General features: G+C 40.5%; 22 protein-coding genes. 16 read left to right on the forward strand and 6 right to left on the reverse strand.

Features of this window, described 5'->3' with window-relative positions:
* The first annotated feature begins 13 nt into the window (after positions 1-13).
* From dnaN to I6E78_RS16475, 8 genes are all read left to right on the forward strand, one after another.
* Positions 14-1,117 carry a DNA polymerase III subunit beta gene (dnaN, locus tag I6E78_RS16440; RefSeq protein WP_011326734.1) on the forward strand — a complete coding sequence of 368 codons (1,104 nt, stop codon included), beginning with the start codon at positions 14-16 and terminating at the stop codon, positions 1,115-1,117.
* A gap of 15 nt (positions 1,118-1,132) precedes the next feature.
* Positions 1,133-2,227, forward strand: coding sequence for a DNA replication/repair protein RecF (recF, locus tag I6E78_RS16445; protein ID WP_011326735.1), 1,095 nt, complete (start codon positions 1,133-1,135; stop codon positions 2,225-2,227).
* A gap of 12 nt (positions 2,228-2,239) precedes the next feature.
* Positions 2,240-4,666 carry a DNA topoisomerase (ATP-hydrolyzing) subunit B gene (gene gyrB, locus I6E78_RS16450; protein WP_011326736.1) on the forward strand — a complete coding sequence of 809 codons (2,427 nt, stop codon included), beginning with the start codon at positions 2,240-2,242 and terminating at the stop codon, positions 4,664-4,666.
* A gap of 140 nt (positions 4,667-4,806) precedes the next feature.
* Positions 4,807-5,709 carry a glycine--tRNA ligase subunit alpha gene (gene glyQ, locus I6E78_RS16455; RefSeq protein WP_011326737.1) on the forward strand — a complete coding sequence of 301 codons (903 nt, stop codon included), beginning with the start codon at positions 4,807-4,809 and terminating at the stop codon, positions 5,707-5,709.
* Between the two features lie 2 nt (positions 5,710-5,711).
* The gene (gene glyS / locus I6E78_RS16460) at positions 5,712-7,781 is read left to right on the forward strand and encodes a glycine--tRNA ligase subunit beta (RefSeq protein WP_011326738.1); all 2,070 of its coding nucleotides are present in this window, start codon (positions 5,712-5,714) and stop codon (positions 7,779-7,781) included.
* A gap of 95 nt (positions 7,782-7,876) precedes the next feature.
* Positions 7,877-8,329 carry a hypothetical protein gene (locus I6E78_RS16465; RefSeq protein WP_011326739.1) on the forward strand — a complete coding sequence of 151 codons (453 nt, stop codon included), beginning with the start codon at positions 7,877-7,879 and terminating at the stop codon, positions 8,327-8,329.
* A gap of 62 nt (positions 8,330-8,391) precedes the next feature.
* The gene (locus tag I6E78_RS16470; RefSeq protein ID WP_197182912.1) at positions 8,392-8,835 is read left to right on the forward strand and encodes a hypothetical protein; all 444 of its coding nucleotides are present in this window, start codon (positions 8,392-8,394) and stop codon (positions 8,833-8,835) included.
* Positions 8,814-9,218 (forward strand): hypothetical protein, encoded by a 405-nt coding sequence (locus tag I6E78_RS16475; protein ID WP_197182913.1) that lies wholly within the window; start codon positions 8,814-8,816, stop codon positions 9,216-9,218. Before I6E78_RS16470 ends, I6E78_RS16475 begins: the two co-directional genes overlap by 22 nt.
* Positions 9,219-9,233: 15 nt before the next feature.
* On the opposite strand, the gene tusA is transcribed toward I6E78_RS16475, so the two are convergent.
* The 3 genes from tusA to fadB all read right to left on the reverse strand — a co-directional run bounded on the left by tusA (position 9,234) and on the right by fadB (position 13,115).
* Positions 9,234-9,473, reverse strand: coding sequence for a sulfurtransferase TusA (gene tusA, locus I6E78_RS16480; protein ID WP_086996459.1), 240 nt, complete (start codon positions 9,471-9,473; stop codon positions 9,234-9,236).
* A gap of 308 nt (positions 9,474-9,781) precedes the next feature.
* Positions 9,782-10,951 (reverse strand): acetyl-CoA C-acyltransferase FadA, encoded by a 1,170-nt coding sequence (gene fadA / locus I6E78_RS16485; RefSeq protein ID WP_011326742.1) that lies wholly within the window; start codon positions 10,949-10,951, stop codon positions 9,782-9,784.
* A gap of 4 nt (positions 10,952-10,955) precedes the next feature.
* Positions 10,956-13,115, reverse strand: coding sequence for a fatty acid oxidation complex subunit alpha FadB (fadB, locus tag I6E78_RS16490; protein ID WP_193038878.1), 2,160 nt, complete (start codon positions 13,113-13,115; stop codon positions 10,956-10,958).
* Between the two features lie 192 nt (positions 13,116-13,307).
* On the opposite strand from fadB, the gene I6E78_RS16495 reads away from it, so the two are divergent.
* The 8 genes from I6E78_RS16495 to I6E78_RS16530 all read left to right on the forward strand — a co-directional run bounded on the left by I6E78_RS16495 (position 13,308) and on the right by I6E78_RS16530 (position 20,877).
* A complete protein-coding gene (locus tag I6E78_RS16495) occupies positions 13,308-15,194 on the forward strand; it encodes a transglycosylase SLT domain-containing protein (RefSeq protein WP_011326744.1) in 1,887 nt (628 codons plus the stop codon).
* A 118-nt stretch (positions 15,195-15,312) separates the two neighbouring features.
* Positions 15,313-16,635 (forward strand): Xaa-Pro dipeptidase, encoded by a 1,323-nt coding sequence (gene pepQ, locus I6E78_RS16500; protein ID WP_182684422.1) that lies wholly within the window; start codon positions 15,313-15,315, stop codon positions 16,633-16,635.
* A 78-nt stretch (positions 16,636-16,713) separates the two neighbouring features.
* Positions 16,714-17,328 carry a YigZ family protein gene (locus tag I6E78_RS16505; protein ID WP_197108754.1) on the forward strand — a complete coding sequence of 205 codons (615 nt, stop codon included), beginning with the start codon at positions 16,714-16,716 and terminating at the stop codon, positions 17,326-17,328.
* A gap of 49 nt (positions 17,329-17,377) precedes the next feature.
* Positions 17,378-18,829 (forward strand): TrkH family potassium uptake protein, encoded by a 1,452-nt coding sequence (locus I6E78_RS16510; protein WP_011326747.1) that lies wholly within the window; start codon positions 17,378-17,380, stop codon positions 18,827-18,829.
* A 48-nt stretch (positions 18,830-18,877) separates the two neighbouring features.
* Positions 18,878-19,549, forward strand: a complete 672-nt coding sequence (locus I6E78_RS16515; protein WP_058374468.1) for a flagellar brake domain-containing protein — start codon at positions 18,878-18,880, stop codon at positions 19,547-19,549.
* Between the two features lie 467 nt (positions 19,550-20,016).
* On the forward strand, positions 20,017-20,229 hold the full coding sequence (locus I6E78_RS16520; RefSeq protein WP_058372236.1) for an EF-hand domain-containing protein: 213 nt from the start codon (positions 20,017-20,019) through the stop codon (positions 20,227-20,229).
* 149 nt (positions 20,230-20,378) lie between these two features.
* Complete coding sequence (locus I6E78_RS16525; RefSeq protein ID WP_011326750.1) at positions 20,379-20,591, forward strand: calmodulin; 213 nt, start codon at positions 20,379-20,381, stop codon at positions 20,589-20,591.
* Positions 20,592-20,661: 70 nt separating this feature from the next.
* Complete coding sequence (locus tag I6E78_RS16530; protein ID WP_058372238.1) at positions 20,662-20,877, forward strand: EF-hand domain-containing protein; 216 nt, start codon at positions 20,662-20,664, stop codon at positions 20,875-20,877.
* A 75-nt stretch (positions 20,878-20,952) separates the two neighbouring features.
* On the opposite strand, the gene trkA is transcribed toward I6E78_RS16530, so the two are convergent.
* The 3 genes from trkA to fmt form a co-directional block, all read right to left on the reverse strand.
* Complete coding sequence (gene trkA, locus I6E78_RS16535) at positions 20,953-22,329, reverse strand: Trk system potassium transporter TrkA (protein WP_011326752.1); 1,377 nt, start codon at positions 22,327-22,329, stop codon at positions 20,953-20,955.
* An 87-nt stretch (positions 22,330-22,416) separates the two neighbouring features.
* Positions 22,417-23,712 carry a 16S rRNA (cytosine(967)-C(5))-methyltransferase RsmB gene (rsmB, locus tag I6E78_RS16540; RefSeq protein ID WP_058372239.1) on the reverse strand — a complete coding sequence of 432 codons (1,296 nt, stop codon included), beginning with the start codon at positions 23,710-23,712 and terminating at the stop codon, positions 22,417-22,419.
* Positions 23,705-24,670 carry a methionyl-tRNA formyltransferase gene (gene fmt / locus I6E78_RS16545; protein WP_197182914.1) on the reverse strand — a complete coding sequence of 322 codons (966 nt, stop codon included), beginning with the start codon at positions 24,668-24,670 and terminating at the stop codon, positions 23,705-23,707. The genes rsmB and fmt overlap by 8 nt, the downstream gene beginning before the upstream one ends.

Raw genomic sequence — 24,670 nt, forward strand, 5'->3', positions numbered from 1 at the left:
GGCTGACTTTATTATGCAAATAACAATATCAAGACAACAGTTTTTAAAGCCATTAGTGCAAGTATCGGGCGCTATTGAGCGTAAGCATACATTGCCAATTTTATCTAACGTATTGTTAGCAGTAGAAAACGGGCAACTTTCAATGACAGGTACCGACCTTGAAATTGAACTCGTTGCAAGCGTGTTTGTAGGTGATGATATTGCCGATACTAAGTTAACATTACCGGCTAAAAAATTACTCGATATTTGTAAAAGCCTACCAGATGGTTCAGACCTAACGTTAAGCTTACAAGAGCATCAGTTATTACTAACCAGCGGTAAAAGTCGTTTTTCGTTAACGACCTTAGCCGCCGAAGACTTTCCTAATTTAGAACAGTGGGATGGCGAAGTTGAGTTTCAACTAACGCGTTTAGAGCTGCGAAAATTACTAGAAAGCACGCATTTTTCGATGGCGAATCAAGACGTACGTTACTATTTAAATGGTATGTCGTTTGAAGTAGACAATACTGACATTAAAACAGTGGCCACTGATGGACATCGCTTAGCTATTGCACAAAAGCAATTAAAGCAATCGCTTAATACGCAGCGTCAGCTAATTATACCTCGTAAAGGGGTGCAAGAAATTATGCGCCTTATGGTAGCCGACGAAGAACTAGTCACTATTCAGTTTGGTGCTAATCATATTCGTATTATCGATATAGAGTTTACCTTTACTAGTAAGTTAGTTGATGGACGCTTTCCTGATTACCGCCGTGTGTTACCTCGTGGTGGCGATAAAGTCATTACTGCTAATCGCGAATGGTTACGTAGTGCGTTTCAGCGAGTCTCTATTTTATCTAACGAAAAGTTTAGAGGTGTGCGTTTAAACTTATCTAATGGTTTGTTAAAAATCACTGCTAATAACCCTGAGCAAGAACAAGCTGAGGAAGTAGTAGAGGTTGGTTACGAAGGCGCCGACCTAGAAATAGGCTTTAACGTTTCTTATGTACTTGATGTATTAAACACATTAAAAACAGAAGATGTACTGTTTACATTGGCCGATTCAAACAGCAGCGCACTAATTGAAGGTGCAGGCGATGAAGAAGCAATGTACGTAGTTATGCCTATGCGTTTATAAGACTATAAGTACCCAATGAGCTTAAGTCATTTGAGCCTCAAATATTTTCGTAATATTGAGGCGCTGACGCTAGAACCAGTTAACGGCGTTAATATAATTTATGGTGAAAACGGCAGCGGAAAAACCAGCCTTTTAGAAGCTATTTATTACCTTTCACACGGCAAATCTTTTAGAACATCAAAGCATAAAAGTATTATTGCGCATCAGCAAGAGCAGTTTGTAATTCATGGCCGCAAAGCTATACACGACTTATCTATTCCTATTGGTATTAGTAAAACCCAAGCGGGCGAAACGAATTTAAAAATTCAAGGTAAGGCGAGCCGAAAAATATCAGAACTTGCACAGCTTATGCCGGTACAAATAATTACTCCAGAGAGTTACTCGTTATTTTTTGGTGGGCCTAAAGAGCGCAGAAAGTTTTTAGATTTAGGTTTGTTCCACGTGGAACATGAGTTTTTCTTTTTATGGCAATCGTTCAATAAAGTGTTAAAACAACGAAATGCGCTACTAAAAAGTAAGCCAAAGAATTATTTTGACCAAATTAAGTTTTGGGACAAAGAATTTGTTAGACTGGCTGAGCAAATAAATAAATTAAGAATGGCGTATATAAGTAGGTTTAAGCAGCAGTTTTTTGATAAAATGTGTGCAGAATTAACGCTAATACGCGATTTAGAAATAAGCTTTAATGCCGGCTGGAAAGAGAGCGAATCTCTTAGCGATGCATTAGAGTTAAACTTTGAGCGAGATGCTCGCCAAGGTTTTACTAGTAAAGGGCCTCATAAGGCTGATTTTAGTTTTAGTGTCGCTGGCAGTAGCGTTGAGAATATTTTCTCTCGTGGACAATTAAAGCTATTACTTTATGCGTTAAAAGTAACGCAAAATAGTTTAATTGAGTCAGAGACAGATAAGCAATCTATATTGCTAATAGATGATTTACCTTCAGAGTTAAGCGAAGATACAAAAGAGAAAGTGGGGCAACTATTAGCTCACTGCAGTTCTCAAATTTTTATATCTTCAATTTTGTCTGAAAGTATTTCTGCTGTGGTGGAACCCATGCAACGAGAACTGCAAATGTTCCACGTGAAACATGGCAACCTAATAACAAGATAAGTGGGATTAACCATGTCTGAGAATTATGACTCGTCGAGTATAAAAGTACTTAAAGGATTAGACGCAGTAAGAAAGCGTCCTGGAATGTATATAGGGGACACCGATGATGGCACGGGCTTACACCATATGGTGTTTGAGGTCGTCGATAACTCTATAGATGAAGCCTTAGCAGGTCATTGTGATGATATTTTTGTAACGATTCACTTAGATGGTTCGGTATCTGTACGAGATAACGGCCGTGGTATCCCAACTTCAATTCATGAAGAAGAAGGTGTATCTGCAGCCGAAGTAATCATGACGGTACTGCATGCCGGTGGTAAGTTTGATGATAACTCTTATAAAGTTTCAGGTGGCTTACACGGTGTTGGTGTATCGGTTGTTAACGCATTATCAGAAAAGCTTAAATTAACAATTCGCCGTGAAGGTAAACTTCATGAGCAAACATACTCTCATGGTGTACCAGATGCGCCATTAGCCGTAATTGGCGACGCAGACACAACTGGTACAGAGTTACGTTTTTGGCCAAGTGATCAAACATTTACTAACTTAGATTTTCATTACGACATTTTAGCTAAGCGCTTACGCGAGCTTTCATTTTTAAACTCTGGCGTAAGCATTATTTTAAATGATGAGCGTGAAGAGAATAAAAGTGATCACTTTAAATACGAAGGCGGTATCAGAGCGTTTGTAGAGTATTTAAACCGTAATAAAACACCTATACATAAAGGTGTATTTCACTTTACGCATACGCGTGAAGAAGATGGTATTGTTGTTGAAGTGTCAATGCAGTGGAATGATGCTTATCAAGAAAACATATACTGTTTTACAAATAACATCCCACAACGTGATGGTGGTACTCACTTAGCCGGTTTTAGATCTGCGCTAACACGTACACTTAACAACTATATGGAAAAAGAAGGCTTTAACAAAAAAGCTAAAACAACCAGTAATGCAACGGGTGATGACGCTCGTGAAGGCTTAACTGCTGTTGTAAGTGTTAAAGTACCAGATCCTAAGTTTTCATCACAAACTAAAGACAAGCTAGTTTCGAGCGAAGTTAAGTCTGCGGTTGAACAAGCAATGGCTGAAAAATTCACTGAGTTTTTATTAGAACACCCAACAGATGCCAAAATTGTTGTAGGTAAGATAATAGATGCGTCACGTGCGCGTGAAGCTGCACGTAAAGCACGTGAAATGACACGTCGTAAAGGTGCAATGGACTTAGCCGGTTTACCTGGTAAGTTAGCCGATTGCCAAGAAAAAGATCCAGCACAATCAGAACTATACATAGTGGAAGGAGACTCTGCTGGCGGATCAGCCAAGCAGGGACGTAACCGTAAAAACCAAGCTATTCTTCCGCTTAAAGGTAAAATATTAAACGTAGAAAAAGCACGTTTTGATAAAATGCTTTCATCACAAGAAGTAGCAACACTCATTACGGCATTAGGTTGTGGTATTGGTCGTGATGAATATAATCCTGAAAAACTGCGCTATCACCGTATCATTATCATGACGGATGCTGACGTGGATGGTTCGCACATTCGTACCTTATTACTTACGTTCTTTTATCGCCAAATGCCTGAAATTGTTGAGCGCGGATATATTTATATTGCACAACCACCACTTTATAAAGTGAAAAAAGGTAAGCAAGAGCGTTATATTAAAGATGATCCAGCACTAGTTGAATACCTAACAACACTTGCTTTAAATAATGCAACTTTGTACACCAGTACAGATGCAAGCGGTATTGAAGGCGAAGCACTAGAAAAAATTGTTCACGATTATCAAAATACCGTTAAGGTAATTGAGCGTCTAAAACGTAAGTTTCCTAATACTGTAATGAACCGTCTTATTTACCAAAGTGAACTGAAAAAAGAAGATCTTTCAGATGAAGCTAAAGTAATAGCATGGACTAAAGAATTAGTTGATGACTTAATTGATCGTGATGAAGATGCTACTATTTTCCAAGCTGCAACAGAGCACGATACTGAGCGCAATTTATACTACCCAGTAGTGAAAATTCGTCAGCACGGTGTAGATAAAGCGCACGTACTTCATTATGATTTTATAGCTTCACGCGATTATCAGCGCATTGCTGTTACTGGTGTAAACATTGCAAATATCATTACTGAAGGCGCTTATATTCAACGCGGTGAGAAAACACAACCTGTTGATAACTTTGTGGATGCTTTAGAGTGGCTAATTGCTGAATCTAAGCGTGGCCTCTATATACAGCGCTATAAAGGGTTGGGCGAAATGAACCCAAGTCAGCTGTGGGAAACTACAATGGATCCCGATGCACGTCGTATGCTACAAGTAACCGTTGAAGATGCAGTAGCTGCTGATCAGTTATTTGCAACGCTAATGGGTGACCAAGTAGAACCTCGTCGCGAGTTTATAGAACAGAACGCGCTACGCGTAGTTAACCTAGACGTATAATTAGTAATACTACTCACAAAAAAGGAGCCAATGGCTCCTTTTTTATTTTTTCAATTGCACAAACTGCTTAAAACCTGCGTGTGCACAAGGTATACTGAGGGTAATTTTCACGCTACTTCTCAGATAGTAAAAAGCCAAATATGCAAAAATATGACGTTAAAACCTTTCAAGGTTTGATCCTGGCTTTACAGGATTATTGGGCGCAGCAAGGCTGCGTTATTATTCAACCACTTGATATGGAAGTGGGCGCTGGGACATTCCACCCGCAAACATTTTTAAAATCGATTGGCCCAGAGCCAATGTCGAGTGCATACGTACAACCGTGTCGACGACCTACCGATGGCCGTTACGGCGAAAACCCAAACCGCTTACAGCATTATTACCAGTTTCAGGTTGTGCTAAAGCCTTCGCCAGATAATATTCAAGAGCTTTATTTAGGCTCTTTAGCGGCCGTAGGCATAGATACCTTAACAGACGAAGTGCGCTTTGTTGAAGACAACTGGGAATCACCTACCTTAGGTGCGTGGGGCCTAGGTTGGGAAATTTGGTTAAACGGCATGGAAGTAACCCAGTTTACCTACTTTCAACAAGTGGGCGGCATTGAGTGCTCACCGGTAACTGGCGAAATCACTTACGGCCTAGAGCGTTTAGCCATGTATATTCAGGGCGTAGACAGTATTTACGACCTAGTTTGGGCTGATGGCCCGCTTGGGCGAGTAACTTACGGCGATGTGTTTCATCAAAATGAAGTAGAACAATCTACTTATAACTTTGAGCACGCCAACGTAGAAGATCTATTTGCTCAGTTTGATAAATGTGAAGCAGAGAGCCAAAAGTTAATTGAAGCAAATTTACCGTTACCGGCTTATGAGCAAGTAATGAAGGCATCGCATGCATTTAACTTATTAGACGCGCGCCACGCCATTTCGGTAACCGAACGCCAACGTTACATACTACGCGTTCGTGCTTTATCAAAAGCGTGTGCACAAAGTTATTATGATAAACGTGAAGCGCTTGGTTTCCCGCTGTGTAAGGATAAGTAGGCATGTCAGCACAAAACTTATTAGTAGAAATTGGCACCGAAGAGTTGCCACCAAAAGCGCTGCGTAAATTAGCAGAAGCATTTGCTGCAAACTTAACTGCAGAACTAGAGACATTAGAATTAGCGCATCAAGGCGTAAGCTGGTATGCATCACCACGTCGTTTAGGCCTTCGCGTAATAGCGCTTGATGCAAAACAACAAGATAAAGAAGTAGAAAAACGCGGCCCAGCAATTAAGGCAGCGTTTGATGCAGACGGCAATCCTACTAAAGCTGCAATGGGTTGGGCACGTGGTTGTGGTATTGAAGTAAAAGATGCGCAAACACTTGAAACCGACAAAGGCGCGTGGTTGCTGCACCTTGCTAAAGTAGCAGGGCAAGAAACTAAAACGCTGATGGTTGACGTTATTAATAAAGCGCTGGCTAAATTACCTATTCCTAAGCCAATGCGTTGGGGCGCGAATAAAACACAATTTATTCGTCCAGTGCATACGGTAACTATTTTATTGGGTGATGAGTTAGTAACAGGTGAAGTGCTGGGTAAGCAGGTAAGTAACCAGCTTCAAGGACATCGCTTTCATCATCCTGAAAAAATTACCATTAACCATGCTGATGATATTTTTGATGTTTTAAAATCAGCCTACGTTATTGCCGATTACGAGCAGCGTAAAGCGCAAATTCGAGCGCAAATAGAAGCTGCAGCAAAAGCAATAAATGCGGTTGTAGCCATGGATGAAGATTTACTTGAAGAAGTAACATCACTGGTAGAATGGCCAGTAACATTAACGGCTACATTTGAAGAAGAGTTTTTGGCAGTACCGGCCGAAGCGCTTATTTACACGATGAAAGACGATCAAAAATACTTTCCGCTTTTAGATCAAAACGGCAAACTTTTAAATAAGTTTTTGTTTGTGTCTAACATAGAAAGTAAAGATCCTAGCGTAGTGATTTCGGGTAACGAAAAAGTAGTGCGTCCTCGATTAGCCGATGCGCAATTCTTTTTTGAAAGCGATAAAAAGAAAACACTAGAAAGCCGTTTAGAATCTCTCGATAGCGTATTGTTCCAAAAACAGTTAGGTACACTTAAAGACAAGTCTGCGCGTATTAGCGAGCTTGCCGGTTATATTGCCCAGCAACTTGGTGCAGATAAAGAGCTAGCACAACGTGCTGGTTTATTGAGTAAAACTGACTTAATGACCGAAATGGTGATGGAATTTACCGACATCCAAGGTGTTATGGGAATGCATTACGCACGTTTTGACGGCGAAGCTGAAGATGTAGCACTAGCGCAGAATGAGCAATATATGCCACGCTTTGCAGGCGACAGCTTACCTACCAACTTAATTAGTTGCGCAGTAGCGATTGCCGATAAGTTTGATACCTTAGTGGGTATCTTTGGCATAGGGCAAGCGCCAAAAGGCGACAAAGACCCATTTGCTTTACGCCGTGCTGCTATTGGCGCATTGCGCATCATGGTAGAAAAAGAGCTACCGCTTGATATTTTAGACCTAGTTGCTAAATCGCAAACCTTGTTTGGCGATAAGCTAACTAATCTTAATGTATCAACCGATGTGTTTGAGTTTATGCTAGGGCGTTTCCGTGCTTGGTATCAAGACGAAGGAATAGAAGTAGATGTGATTCAAGCTGTGCTTGCACGTCGTCCGACTAAACCTGTTGATTTTGATCGCCGTGTTAAAGCCGTAAGCCATTTTCGCACATTAGACGCAGCAGAAGCGCTTGCAGCCGCTAATAAGCGCGTAAGTAATATACTTGCTAAAAATGACATTACCAGCGAAGGTAATGTAGATGAAAGTTTACTAACCGACGACGCTGAAAAAGTACTTGCGGCACAAGTAGCAAAATTTGCTACTGAACTTGCACCACTTTACGCCAGTGGCAATTACCAAGAAGCATTAAGCCAATTGGCTGGTATTCGTCAAAGTGTTGATAGCTTTTTTGATAACGTGATGGTTATGGCCGACGACGAAGCAGTTAAGCAAAATCGTCTGGCGCTTTTAAGTCAGTTAAGCGGATTGTTTTTAGGTATTGCAGACATTTCTGTACTACAAAAATAACATTATTCGATAATGTAAAAAGCCAGCGTTTTGCTGGCTTTTTAGTTTTAATTTTGGTGTATTATTAACCTGCATATATAAAGTAAGGATCTCGAATGAAAAGCCCAATAAAACGTATTTTAACCTTAGCACTTGTTAGTTTTTTAACTGCTTGTTCTACGCAAATAACGCTTGATGATGTATTGCCACAACAAAAATTAGATCGTACCGTGTATTTAAGGGGCGACTTTACCTTATGGGATGCAGAGCCACAGTACCAATTTACCCAAGTAGCGCGATCGCTGTATCAAGCAGAAGTTAAATTTTCAACGCCTGGTAAAGTATACGAATTTAAAATTGCCGATGCCGACTTTAGTGAAGGTTACAACTGTGGCTACAGCGATACTCAGCCAGCAGGGCAAAAACTAACACTAGGCCAACCTGCAGTTGCCGACTGTAATACTATTTATAATTACTTTAGCTATACGCCCGCAATAAAAGGCACCTACATAGTAAGTATTGATTACAGTAATTACGACAAGCCACAAGTGACGATAACTAAAAAATAAAGGTTTTAGGTAATAGGTTTTAGGCTCTAGGATTGAGCCTAGGATCAAGAAGGTAGTTTATTATGCAACTTGAGTATGCAACACGAAGTGAGTTTCAAAGAGTTCTTAACGAGGCTGTTTTCTTATTCCAAGAGACATTCAACTCATATTACCAAGACTCGGAGGAGGGGAAGCTACAATACCTTTCTATAAAAAAGTTACTTAATCATTGTCAGAGTATTTCAGTAATTCTAAATGGAACATCATTTGAAGCTATAGAGAATAGCACTCAAATTGACCATGCCTCAGCAAAGGTGCTGCTGAGAAGTGTAATTGAAATATACACAACTCTAACGTCATTATTTTGGTTTGAAGGGAAAGAAGATTTAAGAGAGCTAAAGTTTAGGTTTTTGGTTTATAAATACTCTGGTTTGAAAAGCAGGCAAAAACTAAATCATGATAAAATTACTAGTGACAGATTAAGAAAAAAATTAGCAAAGAAGAAGTGGATGAAATTGAAAGTCTAAAGAGAATGATAGAATGTAAAGGGTTAGAGTTAGGTAAGGATAAAGTTTATATAAAGAATGTCATAGCAAAAGGCTGGCAGGCTAAACCCATAAATAGAAGACTAGAAGAAACGACATTGCCTAAATGTATTAAAATACAATATTCATATTTATGTGGCTATTCACATTCTGGCTTTGATTCATACATGCAGTTAGCCGAAGATGAAAGTAGTGACATAAGAAAGAAAGCTAGTAAAGAAATGCTCTACTTCTTCACCTCACTTCTGCTAGCTAAGTTAAACCAAACCTTGTTGTTTAATTTAGCTGAAAATGTAGAAGTCAAAACAGATTTAAATGAAACTTATAGGTTATTAAATAAATATGGTACAAATAATTTTGATTAGACCTAGTACTTATTCTTAAAGCCCTTTCTTAACTACATATCTATACGGTGCTGCTTCTGCATCTTTAGCCACCAGCGTGTGATCCATAAACGTACAAAAGCTCGGAATGTCGCGAGTTGTTGATGGGTCATCAGCGGTTATTAATAACGTTTCACCATCATTCATTTTACGAATAGCAGCGCGTACCATCATCACTGGCTCTGGGCAGCGAAGGCCTATGGCATCTAATTGGTGATCGGGGTTATTAAAGCTCATAATAAATTTGCCTGTTTAGTTAAAGCGATTGCTGCACATTAGGGTTTTACATTTTATAAGTTGTAGAGTTTAGCGCAATTTAAAGTGTTATTTAACTATTTTACTCATATCTAAATTACACACCATATTTAATCAAAGGGTTTAATCAATAGAGCGTGGCAATAACAGATAATACACCCGATCACAGTATTCCAGTTTTTCAATATAACCATATAAAACAACTAAAAATAAACCAATAAAAAAAGGCGAACTGCATAAAATCAGTTCGCCTTTTTAATCACCAAGATGGTTTTACATGTTTAAACTAATTAGTCTTGAACACGTTCAAATACAGTGGCAATGCCTTGGCCTAAACCAATACACATAGTTGCTAAACCGTATCGTACATTTTTGTCTTCCATTAAGTGAATAAGCGATGTGCTAATACGCGAACCCGAACAGCCTAGTGGGTGTCCAAGTGCGATTGCGCCGCCGTTTAAATTCACTTTTTCGTCAACTACATCCATTAACCCTAAATCTTTCATTACAGGTAATGATTGTGCTGCAAAGGCTTCGTTAAGCTCAACTACGCCTAAGTCATCAATTGTAATACCTGCTTGTGCAAGTGCTTTTTTGCTTGCTGGTACTGGGCCGTAACCCATGATTGATGGATCGCAACCCGCTACTGCCATTGCTTTAATGCGTGCGCGAATTGGTAAGCCAAGTTCTTTTGCTTTTGCTTCGCTCATTACTAACATTGCAGATGCGCCGTCAGAAAGTGCAGAAGAAGTTCCGGCTGTTACCGTACCCGATGCAGGATTAAACACTGGGCGCAGCTTTGATAGGCCTTCTACCGTTGTTTCTGGACGAATTACTTCGTCGTCTTCAACTAAGATAAGTGAACCATCTGCTGCGTGACCTTCCATTGCTAAAATTTCGCGGCGAAAACGTCCCTCAACAGTTGCAGCTTGAGCACGTTGATGTGAGCGGTACGCAAATTCATCTTGCTGCTCACGGCTAATGCCATGCAGTGTTGCTAGGTATTCAGCTGTTAAGCCCATAGAGCCAGCAGCTTGTGCAATGCTTGTTGCTAAACCTGGGTGAAAGTCGTTACCGTGAGTCATAGGTACGTGGCCCATGTGCTCAACACCACCAATTAGGTAAGTGTCGCCAGCGCCAGTCATTATTGCGCGTGCTGCGTCATGCAATGCTTGCATTGACGAGCCACATAAACGGTTAACTGTTACTGCTGGTACGCTATGCGGAATACCGGCAAGTAATGCAGCGTTACGTGCAACGTTAAAGCCTTGCTCTAATGTTTGCTGTACACAACCCCAATAAATATCGTCAATTGATGCTGGATCAACTGCTGGGTTGCGATCGAGTAAGCCTTTCATTAAATGTGCGCTTAAGTCTTCGGCACGTTTATTTTTGAATACGCCACCTTTAGAACGACCCATAGGTGTGCGGATACAATCTACAATTACTGGATTATTCATGATATTAACCTTCCACCTTATAGAAAACACGACCTTCTTCGGCCCATTGACGAGTTTGCTCTGATACTTGATAAATCGCACCTAAGTGAGCATATTTGTCGGCAGTTGCCACAAAGTTAGCTAAACCGGTTTGATCTAAGTAACGGAACGCGCCGCCTCTAAATGGAGGGAAACCAACACCGTAAACAAGTGCCATATCAGCTTCTTGTGGTGATGCAACAATGCCTTCTTGTAAACAAAGTAGCACTTCGTTAAGCATTGGGATCATACAACGGTCAATGATTTCTTGTTTATCGAATGCTTTTTCTGCTTCAGTAATTGGCTTAAGTAGCTCAATTGCAGTTTCGTCATGCGATTTTTTAAGACGACCGCGACGATCTGTTTCGTACTTATAAAAACCAGCTTTGTTCTTTTGGCCAAAACGTTTTTCGTTAGCAAAAATAGTCACTGGGTCTTTATCTGCACGCGCCATGCGCTCAGGGAAGCCATCGGCCATTACGCCAGTACAATGAAAAGCAGTATCAATACCTACAACATCAAGTAGGTAAGCCGGACCCATAGGCCAGCCAAATACGTTTTCCATTACTTTATCTACTTTTGCAAAGTTAGCACCTTCAACTACTAATTTACTAAAACCTGCAAAGTAAGGGAATAAAACACGGTTTACAAAAAAGCCAGGGCAATCGTTAACAACAATAGGAGACTTGCCTAATTTAAGCGCGTAATCAACTACGGCGTTAATGGTTTTATCAGAGGTTTTTGCACCACGGATAATTTCTACTAACGGCATTTTTGGTACTGGGTTAAAAAAGTGCATACCACAGAAGTTTTCTGGTTTATCTAACGCTTCTGCTAGCAAATCAATACAAATAGTCGAAGTGTTTGAGGTAAGTACCGTGCCCTCTGGCATGGTCTTCTCAAGCTCTGCAAGTACTGCTTGCTTAACTTTAGGGTTCTCTACTACGGCTTCAACAATAATATCGGCACTTTGTAGATCAGAATCATTAAGGGTCGGTTTAATTTTGCTTAGCGTACCAAGCATTTTTTCCATCGACATATGGCCACGTTTAACTTTTTGGCCAAGTAACTTAGAGGCTTCGCCCATACCTAAGTCAAGTGCATCCTGTTGGATATCTTTCATTATAATAGGTGTACCTTTATAAGCAGACTGGTATGCAATACCGCCGCCCATAATGCCAGCACCTAACACTGCAGCTTGTTTAATTTCTACATCGCTTTGTTTAGCAAGTTTACGTGATTTACCTTTAATGTACTGGTCGGCTAGAAATATACCAATTTGCGCGGCAACTTCTGGCGTGCCTGCTAATTTAGCAAAGTTGGCATTTTCGATTGCCATTGCTTCATCACGAGTACAGTTAGCAGCTGCTTTAATGGTTTTTACAGCCATTACAGGTGCAGGATAGTGGCCTTTAGTTTTAGCCATTACCATGCCTTCAGCCATTGCAAAGCTCATGCCTTGCTCAACACGATTTAATTTAAGTGGTTGTAGCTTTACATTGCGTTTTGCTTGCCAATCGAGCTTGCCAGCAATTGCTAATTCAAGTGTTGATACACTTGACTCTATAAGTTTGTCAGCACTAACTACTGCGTCAAAAGCACCTACTTTAAGGGCATCTGCTGCGCGGTTAGTAGAACCTGAGGTAATCCACATCATGGCGTTATCGGCACCAATAATGCGCGGTAAGCGTACTGTGCCACCAAAACCAGGCATTATGCCAAGGGTTACTTCTGGAAGACCCATTTGTGCAGTTTCGCTTGCTACACGATAATCGGTAGCAAGTACCCACTCACAGCCACCGCCAAGTGCTAAGCCATTTACAGCGCTTAGAGTTGGGAATGGTAAGTCTTCGATAGCGTCAAAAACGTCAGTGGCTTCTTTTATCCAAGTTACTAGTTCTGCTTCAGATCTAGTAAATATAGGTAAAAATTCGAATACGTCGGCACCAATAATAAAGTGTTCTTTATCACTGGTAAAAATCATGCCTTTTATATCAGTATTTGCAGCTAATTGTTTTAATGCTGTTGCGCAATCTGAAAGGGTTTGCTGAGATAGTGTGTTTACAGAACCTGTAGCACAAAACTTAAACTCGGCGATGTTTTCCTTTATGAAGCTAACTTCAAAGGAATCGCTTTTATATAACATTATTATTCTCCCTAGTTGACGAACTAAGACTGGTACGATGAGTTGCGATTTAATCAGTGTGCTTGCTTTGAATTAAAAATGCAACGAAAAATTTAACCTGGTTACAAAACAGTTGGTTAAAATATAGCTTGTTTGGTGCTATGGTGGAACAAAAGTTTTTGCTTATTATTTTAATTTTATTATGAAGGCATTATGAAAAAATATTTATTAAATGCTATGGCAGCGGTTTTTATTTTCCCTCTTCACTGCGTTGAGGCAAACATCGATAACGATGCATTTTTAGACGCTGAAAAAAAAGTTCGCTATGGTGATTACCAAGACTTTAAAATGGCTATAAGTAATCTTGATCATCCATTAAAGCCTTATGTTGAAAAAGTATATTGGCAACGACATCCCGATATAAAACACCAAGCAGAAATAGAGGATTACCTCACTATTTATCAGCATACGCCGCTAGAGTGGCCAGTGCGTAAAGCATGGTTAAGCTATTTAGAAAAGCATAATAAAAAAGCAGCGTATATTCGCAATTACCGTAAAACCTCTGATACTGAACTGACTTGTACATATTTAGATTATCAACTTGATTTAGGTGCGCCAGAAAAAGCGATATTTAACCAAGTAACTGATTTATGGACGGTAGGAAAGTCGCAACCTAAAGCGTGCGATGGGCTTTTTTCGTTATGGCGTAAAAAAGGCTATATGAGTAAAGAAGCTGTTTGGCAGCGGGTGACTATGGCGGCAGAAGGCGGTACTCAAAGCCTATTACCTTATTTAAAAACATTACTACCCAGTAATGAAGGTTACTTAGCTGATTTATACTTAAAAGTACGCCGCGATCCAAGTGCTGCAGCCGGATTATACAGATACAAAAATAAGTCGGTTAAAGAAGGGCAAATTGCTCTTTATGGTGTAAAGCGTTTAATTTGGCGCGATAAAGAGCTTGCTTTAAAAGCATGGGAAAAGCTAGAGCAAATATTTACTTACAGCGATGCAGCTAAAGCAGATGTGTATTATACCTTTGCACTGTCGCTTGCTTCCAGCGGACATAAACAAGCAAGCTTTTGGCTAAACAAAGTGCCAAAAGATCGCCAAGACAGCAAACTAATTCAGTGGCAACTCGGTAATATGCTTAAAACCCAAGACTGGGAGGGTATTGCAGCCTTTTTTACTGGTAAAGATAACTTAAGTCTTGGCCAGCAATACTGGTTAGCGTACAGCTACGCAAAACGTGGTGAGCAACAAAAAGCAGACGCTATTTGGAAAACAGTAGCAGCTAATCGCGATTATTATGGTTTTTTAGCCGCGGCACGATTAGGGTTACCGGTTGATTTAAATAACCAACCTTTAGTTGTTGATCAGGCGCTTGTTAATAAAGTAAAAAATGCCCCGGGCTACAAGCGTGCGAAAGCTTTTTATGAGCTTGAGCGCTTTACCTCGGCACGTCGCGAATGGAATTACCTAACAAACACCTCGAGTGACGAAGAAAAGTTAGCTGCTTCAATACTCTCCACAGAGCTGGGTTGGCATGACAGCACTATTTTTACACTGGCAAAAATAAAAGCGTGGGATAACGTAGAGCAGCGTTTTCCGTTTGCGTTTCAAGATGTATTTGAGCGCTACAGTAAGCGCAGTAAAATAGACGTGGCGTGGAGTATTGCCATTGCGCGCCGTGAAAGCTCATTTGCCCCCGATGCACGTTCATCAGCAAATGCGCGAGGGTTAATGCAGTTATTGCCCAGTACTGCCGATTACGTAAATAAAGGCAGTGTGTCGAGCCGCCGCTTATATCAACCACAAACAAATATAAGATTAGGTACGCGCTATTTGCAGTATTTAAAAAAGAAAAACCACGGCAATGAAATATTGGCAACGGCTTCATATAACGCAGGGTATCATCGTATTAAACGCTGGTTACCAGATGAAGCTATTCCAGCAGAGCTATGGATTGAATTGATCCCGTATAGAGAAACTCGCGATTATGTTAAAAACGTATTTGCCTACAGGCAGGTTTATCATACGCGTTTACACCGCGAGGGAAATATACTGGCGCCGCTACTCGAAATGAAAATGGGCGGATAATTAATAAAGGTAAGGGGATGCTAATAAGGTTAGATGCTGCCCTTATTTTGAGCGCTTTGGGTATGGATTATGTGTGTGGTAGACTCAAAGCAAGTTAAATACAACAGATGGGTTTATTATGGATAAATTAGCCGTTTTATACGCCGAACATATTGCAACACTGCAACAACGTACTCGTACAATTTGTGAACGTGAAGGGTTAGAGGGATTAGTTATTCACTCGGGCCAAGCTAAGCGTCAGTTTTTAGATGATATGTATTATCCGTTTAAAGTTAATCCACACTTTAAAGCTTGGTTACCTGTACTAGACAATCCACATTGCTGGATTGTGGTAAATGGTAGCGACAAGCCTAAACTTATTTTTTATCGTCCGGTTGATTTTTGGCATAAAGTGCCAGATGAGCCGCGCGATTTTTGGGCTGAGTATTTTGACATTGAATTGTTATTACAGCCCGATCAGGTTGAAAAGCTATTGCCCTACGATAAAGCTAACTACGCTTATGTGGGCGAATACTTAGAAGTAGCACAAGCACTAGGCTTTAGTGTTATGAATCCTGAGCCGGTACTAAATTACTTTCATTACCACCGCGCTTATAAAACCCAATATGAGCTTGAATGTTTACGCAACGCCAACCGTATTGCAGTAGATGGCCACAAAGCTGCCCGCGATACCTTTTTTAATGGTGGCAGTGAGTTTGATATTCAGCAAGCTTACTTAATGGCAACTCGCCAAAGTGAAAACGAAATGCCTTATGGCAACATTGTGGCGCTAAACGAAAACTGCGCCATTTTGCACTACACGCACTTTGAGGCAAAAGCACCGCAGCAACACAACTCATTTTTAATAGATGCAGGCGCTAATTTTAATGGCTATGCGGCAGATATTACCCGTACGTATGACTTTAAAAAACAAGGCGAATTTGCAGAGCTAGTGCAAGCAATGACTGCAGCGCAAATAGAGTTAGGTACGGGGTTAAAACCCGGCATGCTTTATGGTGATTTACATGTTGAGTGTCACAATAGCGTTGCACAAATACTTAGCGACTTTGATATTGTTAAGCTACCGGCTGAGGAAATAGTTGAACGTAAAATTACCTCTACCTTCTTCCCACATGGTTTAGGGCATCACCTAGGTTTACAAGTGCACGACATGGGTGGTTTTATGGCTGATGAAATGGGCGCACAACAAGCAGCTCCAGAGGGACATCCATTTTTGCGTTGTACTCGCATAATTGAAAAAAACCAAGTGTTTACTATTGAGCCTGGGCTATACTTTATCGACTCTTTGCTAGGCGATTTAGCACAAACCGATAATAAACAGTTTATTAATTGGCAAAAGGTAGAGTCGTTTAAGCCTTATGGTGGTATTCGTATTGAAGATAACATCATAGTACACGAAGATAGCCTTGAGAATATGACACGAAATTTAGCGCTAGATTAATCACGCGTTAGACTAGCTGTATTATAAAGAGGGGCCTGTTGGCCCCATTTTTTGGTTTATAACTTGGTTCATCAACGAATGTCAGAATATAAATACCCAGCAGCAGATGCTTTTCATCAAGAAGAGATTAAAAAAAGCACCTTTATTGTGCATATTGCACATACCCCAGATTTAAGTTCAGCTAAAGCGTTTATAAAAAGTATTGAAACTAAGTATGCCGATGCACGGCATAATTGCTGGGCTCACGTAGCGGGTAAACCAGGAGGAAGCCATGTGTATGGGTTTTCGGATGATGGTGAGCCAAATGGCACCGCCGGTAAACCCATGTTAAATGTGCTTATGGGCTCAGGGCTTGGTGAAGTTACCGCTGTGGTTACGCGTTATTTTGGTGGTATAAAGCTAGGTACAGGCGGTTTAGTACGTGCTTATGGAGGCACATTAAATAATGCATTAGCTAACTTATCAACGATAAATAAAGTGCCAAGTATTGAGCTAATTGGTAGTAGTGAATACAGTATGCAAGGCGTTATTGAGCAACTATTAAAAACGAAGTATCAAGTGCTTAACATCGATAAGCAATTTACTGCTAATATTGAATGGGTTATTACTATTGATAGCCGCCAAGCGACGCAAGCAATTAAAGATATTTTTGATTTAAGCCACGGCGCGGTTGAGTTAACCATTAAAGAGTAAGACAATATCTTACTCGTTAAACTTACTAATAATAAAAGCGATACGCTAAATGCAATTTCGTACCATTATAAAAATCCTTGGGCAACTTGTTGCACTGTTTAGTATTACCATGGTGCCTCCGGCAATCGTGTCTTTAATTTATAAAGACGGTGGTGGTGTTCCTTTTGTTTTGGCTTTTATTTTTAGTGTCACTATTGGCTTAATGGCTTATTACCCTAACCGCCACGAAGATGGCGATTTAAAAGCGCGGGAAGGGTTTTTAATTGTTGTGTTGTTTTGGTTGGTACTTGGCGCGTTTGCATCCTTACCGCTGATATTTTTACAAGAGCCAAACCTATCACTGGCTGATGCGGTATTTGAAGCGTTTTCGGGGTTAACCACCACCGGAGCAACGGTACTAACCGGTATAGAGTACCTGCCTAAATCGGTGTTATTTTATCGCCAACAATTACAGTGGTTTGGCGGTATGGGGATCATTGTATTGGCGGTTGCTATTTTACCTATGCTAGGGGTCGGTGGTATGCAGCTATATCGCGCCGAAATACCAGGGCCGGTAAAAGATTCTAAAATGACCCCGCGAATTGCCGACACCGCAAAGCACCTTTGGTATATATATGTGTCAATTACGCTTGCGTGTACCTTAGCGTATTGGATTGCAGGCATGGATTGGTTTGACGCAATAAGCCATGCATTCTCAACGGTCGCCATTGGTGGGTTTTCTACTTATGATGCCTCTATGGGGCATTTCGATAGCCCCGTAATTAACTTTATTTGTGTGTTCTTTTTAATTATTGCAGCCATTAACTTTTCACTGCATTACGCTGCGGTAGCAAGTAGAAATATCAGTGTTTATATTCGCGACCCTGAGTTTAAAGTGTTTTTATGTATTCAGTTAGCGCTGGTGGTTATTTGCTTTACCGTGCTTTCGTCTCATGAAGTGTATGCCAATGGCGATGAAACACTCGATCAAGCGTTATTTCATGCTGTTTCAATTAGTAGTACGGCTGGGTTTGCCACTGATAACTTTTCGGCTTGGCCATTATTTTTACCAATACTGCTTATATTTTCGAGCTTTATAGGTGGCTGTGCGGGCTCTACCGGTGGCGGTATGAAGGTGGTGCGCGTATTCTTACTATACTTACAAGGCGTGCGAGAGCTTAATAGGCTAGTGCATCCTCGGGCTATATATTCTATTAAGTTAGGCAGCAAGGCGTTGCCAGATAAAGTAGTAGAAGCTGTATGGGGGTTTTTCTCAGCGTACGCATTGGTGTTTATAATTATTATGTTAGCGCTGATGGGAACCGGTATGGATAACATTACAGCGTTTTCTGCTACTGCAGCGTGTTTAAATAACCTTGGCCCGGGCTTAGGAGATGTTGCATCGCACTATGGATCTATTAGTGATGGTGCTAAATGGTTGCTTACTATTGCTATGGTATTTGGCCGTTTAGAAATATTTACTTTATTAGTGCTGTTTACGCCTACATTTTGGCGCGGATAATTTAATTGTTAGTTTATAAAGAGTATTAGGGAAAAGGATATGCCAACAATGCCGACAACAAACTTAGAAAAGCTACACCAAATAATGCCTGGTGCCATGGTTGATCTTGAAATTTTAACACCAACGGCTAGCAAGCGTGTAAAAACAGAGTTTATAGGTTTACTCGAAAATCGATTTATTATTTTAAACTATCCGAGCTCAAAGCGCCTGCCTACAGCAAGCGACTACCTGCACGATGGGGAAATGGTGGTAGTAAGAGCATTAATAGAGGGGAGTGGTGGACAGGTCATCGCATTTCGTCAGCAAATAATGTCTGTTGTATCTCATCCCGCACGATTACTTTTTATTAATTACCCAAAGCAAGTGCAGTTATTCGACTTACGCTCGCAAGCTCGTATACCTACCTTATTATCGGCAAAGCTAAAACTTAGTGATGACAGGATACTCGATGGGGTAATAAAAGATATTTCGCTAACCGGTATAAAGTTTGATCTTAAAGACAAAGCTTTGGCCGAAAACATTAAAGGGATGCAATGCTCAATCATCCTCGATAGCAGTAATAAGCAAGTTAAAGACTTTCAGGGAGAAATTTGTAGCGTGAAAGAACACGCTCAAGGTGCTTACTGTGGAATAAAGCTATTAGCCAGCGAAGAAGAAATGAAAAGCTTTATGGGGGATCACTTTATTGACCCTTCAATACTCGAATCAGAAACCGAGTAACTGTACATTTCGCTATTTTGCAACAAAGTAGCGATTTATTAAATTTAATTTTAAATAACGCATGTCTGTGTTTATAAAAACAAAATAACCAATATAAAACAATTGCTTAGAGGAATTTAAACTATTGGTTATTTTCATATCAAAAATTATTCAGCTATAACCGAGTTGAATACCCCAGCTAAACAGTTTCCTTACAGTGTGAATTTATAATCTGTGGCGTTTTTTCTTTTTATAAGACACTGAATTTATTGGGATTTATTTTTTGGGTTTAAAGTGTGTTGCAAAAGGGCAACAAAAACAGACGGTTAATTATCTCCTTTAAGTACATATTACCTTTAACCAACTGAAATTATTGATATTTTAAATGTTGGCACCGAAGTTGTAATAGTTAAGCTGTATTGCATTAAACGTGATTTAAAGTGAAACACTTAATCGCAGTTAACATAAACTTTGAAGGAAGATTGATTATGAAAACATTAAATAAAACGTTAGCACTTATCGCTCTAGCATCGTCATCAGCCGCTTTTGCAGCAAGTGATTTTGATACCCTTGATGTAGATGGTAATGGCGCAATTAGTCAAAGCGAAGCCGCTGTAGATGCAGAGTTAATGAGTATTTTCTCAGAGCTTGATACTGACCAAAACGGTGAGTTATCAAAAGAAGAATTTTCTAAAGCATAAGCAAAATGCAAGGTTGATAAAATTCTGTGTTGCCAAAGACAACCTAAGTAAGCAAGGGAGCTTATGAAAAAGAATAACAAGGAAAGTATAAACCTTAGCATATCTAATTTTTTGATAAACCATTGAATAACATAGTAAAGGATTAAATTATGAAACAGTTAAATAAAGCACTCGCACTTATCGCTCTAGCATCGTCATCTGCCGCTTTTGCAGCAAGTGATTTTGATACCCTTGATGTAGATGGTAATGGCGCAATTAGCCAAAGTGAAGCGTCGGTAGATTCCGATTTAATCGCACAATTTGCAGAGTTAGATACAGATGGTAACGGTGAGCTTTCTAAAGCAGAGTTTGCTAACTACTAATTACTTTTTTTCGGTTATTTTTCACAGTCAGGGATTTCTGAGAAGGACCTCTCATTTTTAGGAGATTATTATGAAAGTATTAAATACATCACTTGCGATTTTAGTTTTAGCGTCTTCAGCAGCAGCCTATGCAGCAGTGGATTTTGCTTCTTTTGATACCAACGGCGATGGTGTTATTTCACAGCAAGAAGCTGCGACAAATACACAGTTAGTAAAAATATTTGATCAGCTAGATACTGACGGAAATGGCGAGCTTTCTAAAGAAGAGTTTGCCAAAGTACAATAAAGATTTAGTACCTTATATTAAAAAAGCAGCTTAACTAAGCTGCTTTTTTGTGTTTAAAGTAGCAACAATATGCTGCTATAAAAATATAGCGCTCACCTGAAATAGTTTTTCTACAATATTAATGTGCTTTTTATCAATTAAGAACATGATGACATGGTCGCCCGACATAATAATGGTATCGTCGTGGGCAATAAGCACGTCGTCGTTACGTACTACAGCGCCAATAGTAGTACCTGCTGGGAGTTTTATATCTCTTACAGTTCGGCCAACTACTTTAGATGTATTTTCATCACCATGGGCAACAGCTTCAATAGCTTCAGCTGCACCTTTGCGCAGTGAATATACGTTAACAATATCGCCGCGGCGAACATGAGTAAGTAATGCCGAAATAGTGGCTTCTTGTGGTGAAATTGCAATATCAATATCGCCGCCTTGTACTAAGTCAACGTATGCACTGCGTTGAATAAGTACCATGGTTTTTTGTGCGCCCATACGTTTTGCTAGCATGGCCGACATTATATTTACTTCATCATCGTTGGTTACCGCAATAAACACATCAACCTGATCAATATGCTCTTCTGACAATAGCTCTTGGTCTGACGCATCACCGCAAAAAACAATCGTGTTGTCGAGCATTTCAGAGAGTTGCTCGGCGCGCTCTTTGCTGCGCTCAATTAATTTTACACTGTGATTTTTTTCCAGTGAGCGCGCTAGGCCTGCACCTATATTACCGCCACCAGCAATCATAATGTTTTTATATGAACGCTCTAACCTTTGGAGTTCGTTCATAACGGCGCGGATGTGTTTAGTGGCTGCTATAAAAAACACTTCATCATCGGCTTCAATAATTGTTGTGCCTAGAGGTTTTATTGCTTTTCCTTGGCGATAAATAGCGGCTACACGAGTTTCTACATTGGGAATATGCTGTTTAAGCGTAGATAGCGCATAACCTACTAATAAACCGCCATAGTAAGCTTTTACAGCAACCAAAGAGAGCATGCCATCGGCAAACTGCAGCACTTGCAATGCGCCTGGGTAGTCTATTAAGCGGCGAATGTACTTAGTTACTAATGCCTCAGGAGCAATATAGTGATCGACCGGTAAGTCATCGTTATGAAACAGCTTTTCACGATACTTTAAATATTGCTCAGAACGAATTCGGGCTATTTTAGTCGGGGTATTAAAAATACTATACGCGACTTGGCAGGCAACCATGTTTACTTCATCTGAACTGGTTACCGCGATAATCATATCGGCGTCTTCCGCGCCGGCTCTGCGAAGTACATCTGGGTGAGCACCGTGACCAGCAACGCCTTGTAGGTCATACTTATCTTGAAGCTCGCGTAAGCGGTTGCCGTCAATATCAACGACCGTTATTTCGTTTTGTTCACCAACTAAATTTTCAGCTAGCGTGCCGCCTACTTGGCCAGCTCCGAGTATGATTATTTTCATTATTTACCAGTGTTATAAGTACCTATTGCTATGAAGTATTAGCTATCTAAAATAAGATAGATAGCTAATTGTTGTGTGCTGTATAGGTTATATTTTTTTAACTAGTTTAGCGTAATAAAAGCCATCGCTTTCACCAGGTAGCAACTGCAAACCAGGTGTAGTGGGCGTGTCTTTATCATGTAGAGGAATATGCTCAACATCATTGTTATTAGCTAAAAACTTAGCAACTTGTTGTTGGTTTTCTTGGGGGAGTACTGAACAAGTAGCGTATACCAAGGTGCCACCTGGCTTTAGAAGCGGCCAAATACTATCGAGTATATCGCCTTGTAATGCTGCTAAATCGGCAATGTCTGATGCACGACGCAACCACTTTATATCGGGGTGGCGGCGAATAACACCGGTAGCCGAGCAAGGTACGTCGAGTAAAATACGATCAAACTGTTTTTCATCCCACCAAGTGTGTGGTTGTGATGCATCACCACATTGTAGGTCGGCACCTAAACCTATACGAGTTAAGTTTTGCTTAACACGCTCTAGGCGAGTTGCATCGCTATCAAGGGCAAGTACCTCAGCATCAGCCAATTCTAAAATATGGCATGTTTTGCCACCCGGCGCGGCGCAGGCATCTAAAATAGTGTCGTCATCTTTAGGATCTAAAAAACGCGCTGCTAACTGTGCAGCAGCATCTTGTACAGAACAAGCACCGGTATCAAACTCGGGTAATGAAAACACATCTCGTGGCTTGGCTAACTTTATCCCATCTATAAAATCGGGGTTAAGTGTATGCTCAATTTCGTTAGCTGTTAGCATATCGCTGTATTCTTGCGTGCTGTATTGCGCTTGATTTACACGCAGCCACATAGGCGCTTGCTGTTGATTTTCTGCAAGCAGCTCTTCCCAACTATCAGGATAAGCTTCTTTAACTTGTTTGATAAACCAGTTTGGATGATTGTATAAACACACCGGAATAAGTTTGGCTTTTTCTTCAAGCTCAAGTTGTTGGCGCTGAAAACTACGTAGAATAGCATTAATAAGCCCTTTCAAACCCAAAGCACGCAATTGTTGTAGTGCATTTACAGTTTCTGAAATTGCTGCATGTGGCGGAACACGCATGTGTTGTAGTTGGTAAATGCCCACATACAATAAAAATTGAAATATTCTACGCTTACCTTTTAACGGCTCCTCAACTAAATGTTGGCAGTAGTTTTCAAGGCTAGGTAAATAGCGTAAAACGCCATAGCAAATTTGCTGCAGCAGGGCTTTATCTTTAGGTGGCAAGCCTTGGCTGGCAAATGGCAGTTCTTGATTAAGCGAAGCGCCTTTATCAACTACGTTATATAAAGTTTCAGCGGCAAGCGCTCGTACGTTTGGAACATTACTCATTATTTTCGCCTAATATTGTGCCAGGAGTAACCCAGTCACTACGACCATTTAAAAAGTCGTTAATTGCCATTGGTTTTTTACCTTGTGGTTGTAATTGCGTAATACATAAAGCATGTTCGCCACAACCCACAATAACGCCATGCTTGTCGCTCGATAGAACGCGCCCGTTATTATCAGGCTGGTTGCTTGATTGCTCTACAACATGTGCTTGATAAATTTTTACAGGCTGCCCCCCCATTTGGGTGAAGCATACCGGCCACGGATTAAACGCGCGAATGTTACGCTCAATTTGCACCGCGCTCATAGACCAGTCAATATTGGCTTCGTCTTTTGAGAGCTTTTTAGCGTAATTAGCCGCAGCATCATTTTGTGGCTCAGGGGTTATTTTACCATTAGCTAAGTTGTTAATAGTGTCAATAAGTGCACCTGGGCCAAGGTCAGCTAATTTAGTATATAAACTGGCACTGGTTTCGGTGGCACTAATAGGGCAGCGGCTTATATGCAACATGTCGCCGGTATCTAACCCCTCATCCATTTGCATTATGGTGACGCCGGTTTCTTCATCACCTGCCCAAATAGCACGTTGAATTGGGGCAGCACCACGCCAGCGTGGTAAAATAGAACCATGCACATTTAAACAGCCTAATCGCGGCGCATCTAAAATGGCTTTAGGTAAAATTAAGCCATAAGCCACTACAATCATGATGTCGGCATTAAGACTGGTAAGCTCATTTAAGGCGTCTTCTGTTTTCAGTGATTGTGGCTGAAAAACCGGTAAGTTGTGCTCAAGTGCGCGTTCTTTCACTTCACTGGCTTTTAATTTTTTACCACGACCAGCAGGGCGGTCTGGTTGACTATATACACCCACTATTTGGTGTTCGCTTTGTATCAGCGCTTGTAAATGACGTGCGGCAAAGTCCGGCGTACCGGCAAATATAATGCGTAATGGTTGAGTCAC

This window comes from Pseudoalteromonas sp. NZS127 (assembly GCF_015864805.1).
Taxonomy (GTDB): Bacteria; Pseudomonadota; Gammaproteobacteria; order Enterobacterales; family Alteromonadaceae; genus Pseudoalteromonas; species Pseudoalteromonas nigrifaciens.

Bases quoted from the DNA above. Each gene is read 5' to 3' on its own strand.
- I6E78_RS16520 (WP_058372236.1), top strand. From the start codon at position 20,017: ATGAAAACATTAAATAAAACGTTAGCACTTATCGCTCTAGCATCGTCA.
- I6E78_RS16515 (WP_058374468.1), top strand. From the start codon at position 18,878: ATGCCGACAACAAACTTAGAAAAGCTACACCAAATAATGCCTGGTGCC.
- trkA (WP_011326752.1), bottom strand. From the start codon at position 22,329: ATGAAAATAATCATACTCGGAGCTGGCCAAGTAGGCGGCACGCTAGCT.
- I6E78_RS16495 (WP_011326744.1), top strand. From the start codon at position 13,308: ATGAAAAAATATTTATTAAATGCTATGGCAGCGGTTTTTATTTTCCCT.
- fadA (WP_011326742.1), bottom strand. From the start codon at position 10,951: ATGAATAATCCAGTAATTGTAGATTGTATCCGCACACCTATGGGTCGT.
- glyQ (WP_011326737.1), top strand. From the start codon at position 4,807: ATGCAAAAATATGACGTTAAAACCTTTCAAGGTTTGATCCTGGCTTTA.
- I6E78_RS16510 (WP_011326747.1), top strand. From the start codon at position 17,378: ATGCAATTTCGTACCATTATAAAAATCCTTGGGCAACTTGTTGCACTG.
- tusA (WP_086996459.1), bottom strand. From the start codon at position 9,473: ATGAGCTTTAATAACCCCGATCACCAATTAGATGCCATAGGCCTTCGC.
- I6E78_RS16505 (WP_197108754.1), top strand. From the start codon at position 16,714: ATGTCAGAATATAAATACCCAGCAGCAGATGCTTTTCATCAAGAAGAG.
- I6E78_RS16465 (WP_011326739.1), top strand. From the start codon at position 7,877: ATGAAAAGCCCAATAAAACGTATTTTAACCTTAGCACTTGTTAGTTTT.
- I6E78_RS16525 (WP_011326750.1), top strand. From the start codon at position 20,379: ATGAAACAGTTAAATAAAGCACTCGCACTTATCGCTCTAGCATCGTCA.
- recF (WP_011326735.1), top strand. From the start codon at position 1,133: ATGAGCTTAAGTCATTTGAGCCTCAAATATTTTCGTAATATTGAGGCG.
- I6E78_RS16530 (WP_058372238.1), top strand. From the start codon at position 20,662: ATGAAAGTATTAAATACATCACTTGCGATTTTAGTTTTAGCGTCTTCA.
- rsmB (WP_058372239.1), bottom strand. From the start codon at position 23,712: ATGAGTAATGTTCCAAACGTACGAGCGCTTGCCGCTGAAACTTTATAT.
- pepQ (WP_182684422.1), top strand. From the start codon at position 15,313: ATGGATAAATTAGCCGTTTTATACGCCGAACATATTGCAACACTGCAA.
- I6E78_RS16470 (WP_197182912.1), top strand. From the start codon at position 8,392: ATGCAACTTGAGTATGCAACACGAAGTGAGTTTCAAAGAGTTCTTAAC.
- gyrB (WP_011326736.1), top strand. From the start codon at position 2,240: ATGTCTGAGAATTATGACTCGTCGAGTATAAAAGTACTTAAAGGATTA.
- glyS (WP_011326738.1), top strand. From the start codon at position 5,712: ATGTCAGCACAAAACTTATTAGTAGAAATTGGCACCGAAGAGTTGCCA.
- dnaN (WP_011326734.1), top strand. From the start codon at position 14: ATGCAAATAACAATATCAAGACAACAGTTTTTAAAGCCATTAGTGCAA.
- fadB (WP_193038878.1), bottom strand. From the start codon at position 13,115: ATGTTATATAAAAGCGATTCCTTTGAAGTTAGCTTCATAAAGGAAAAC.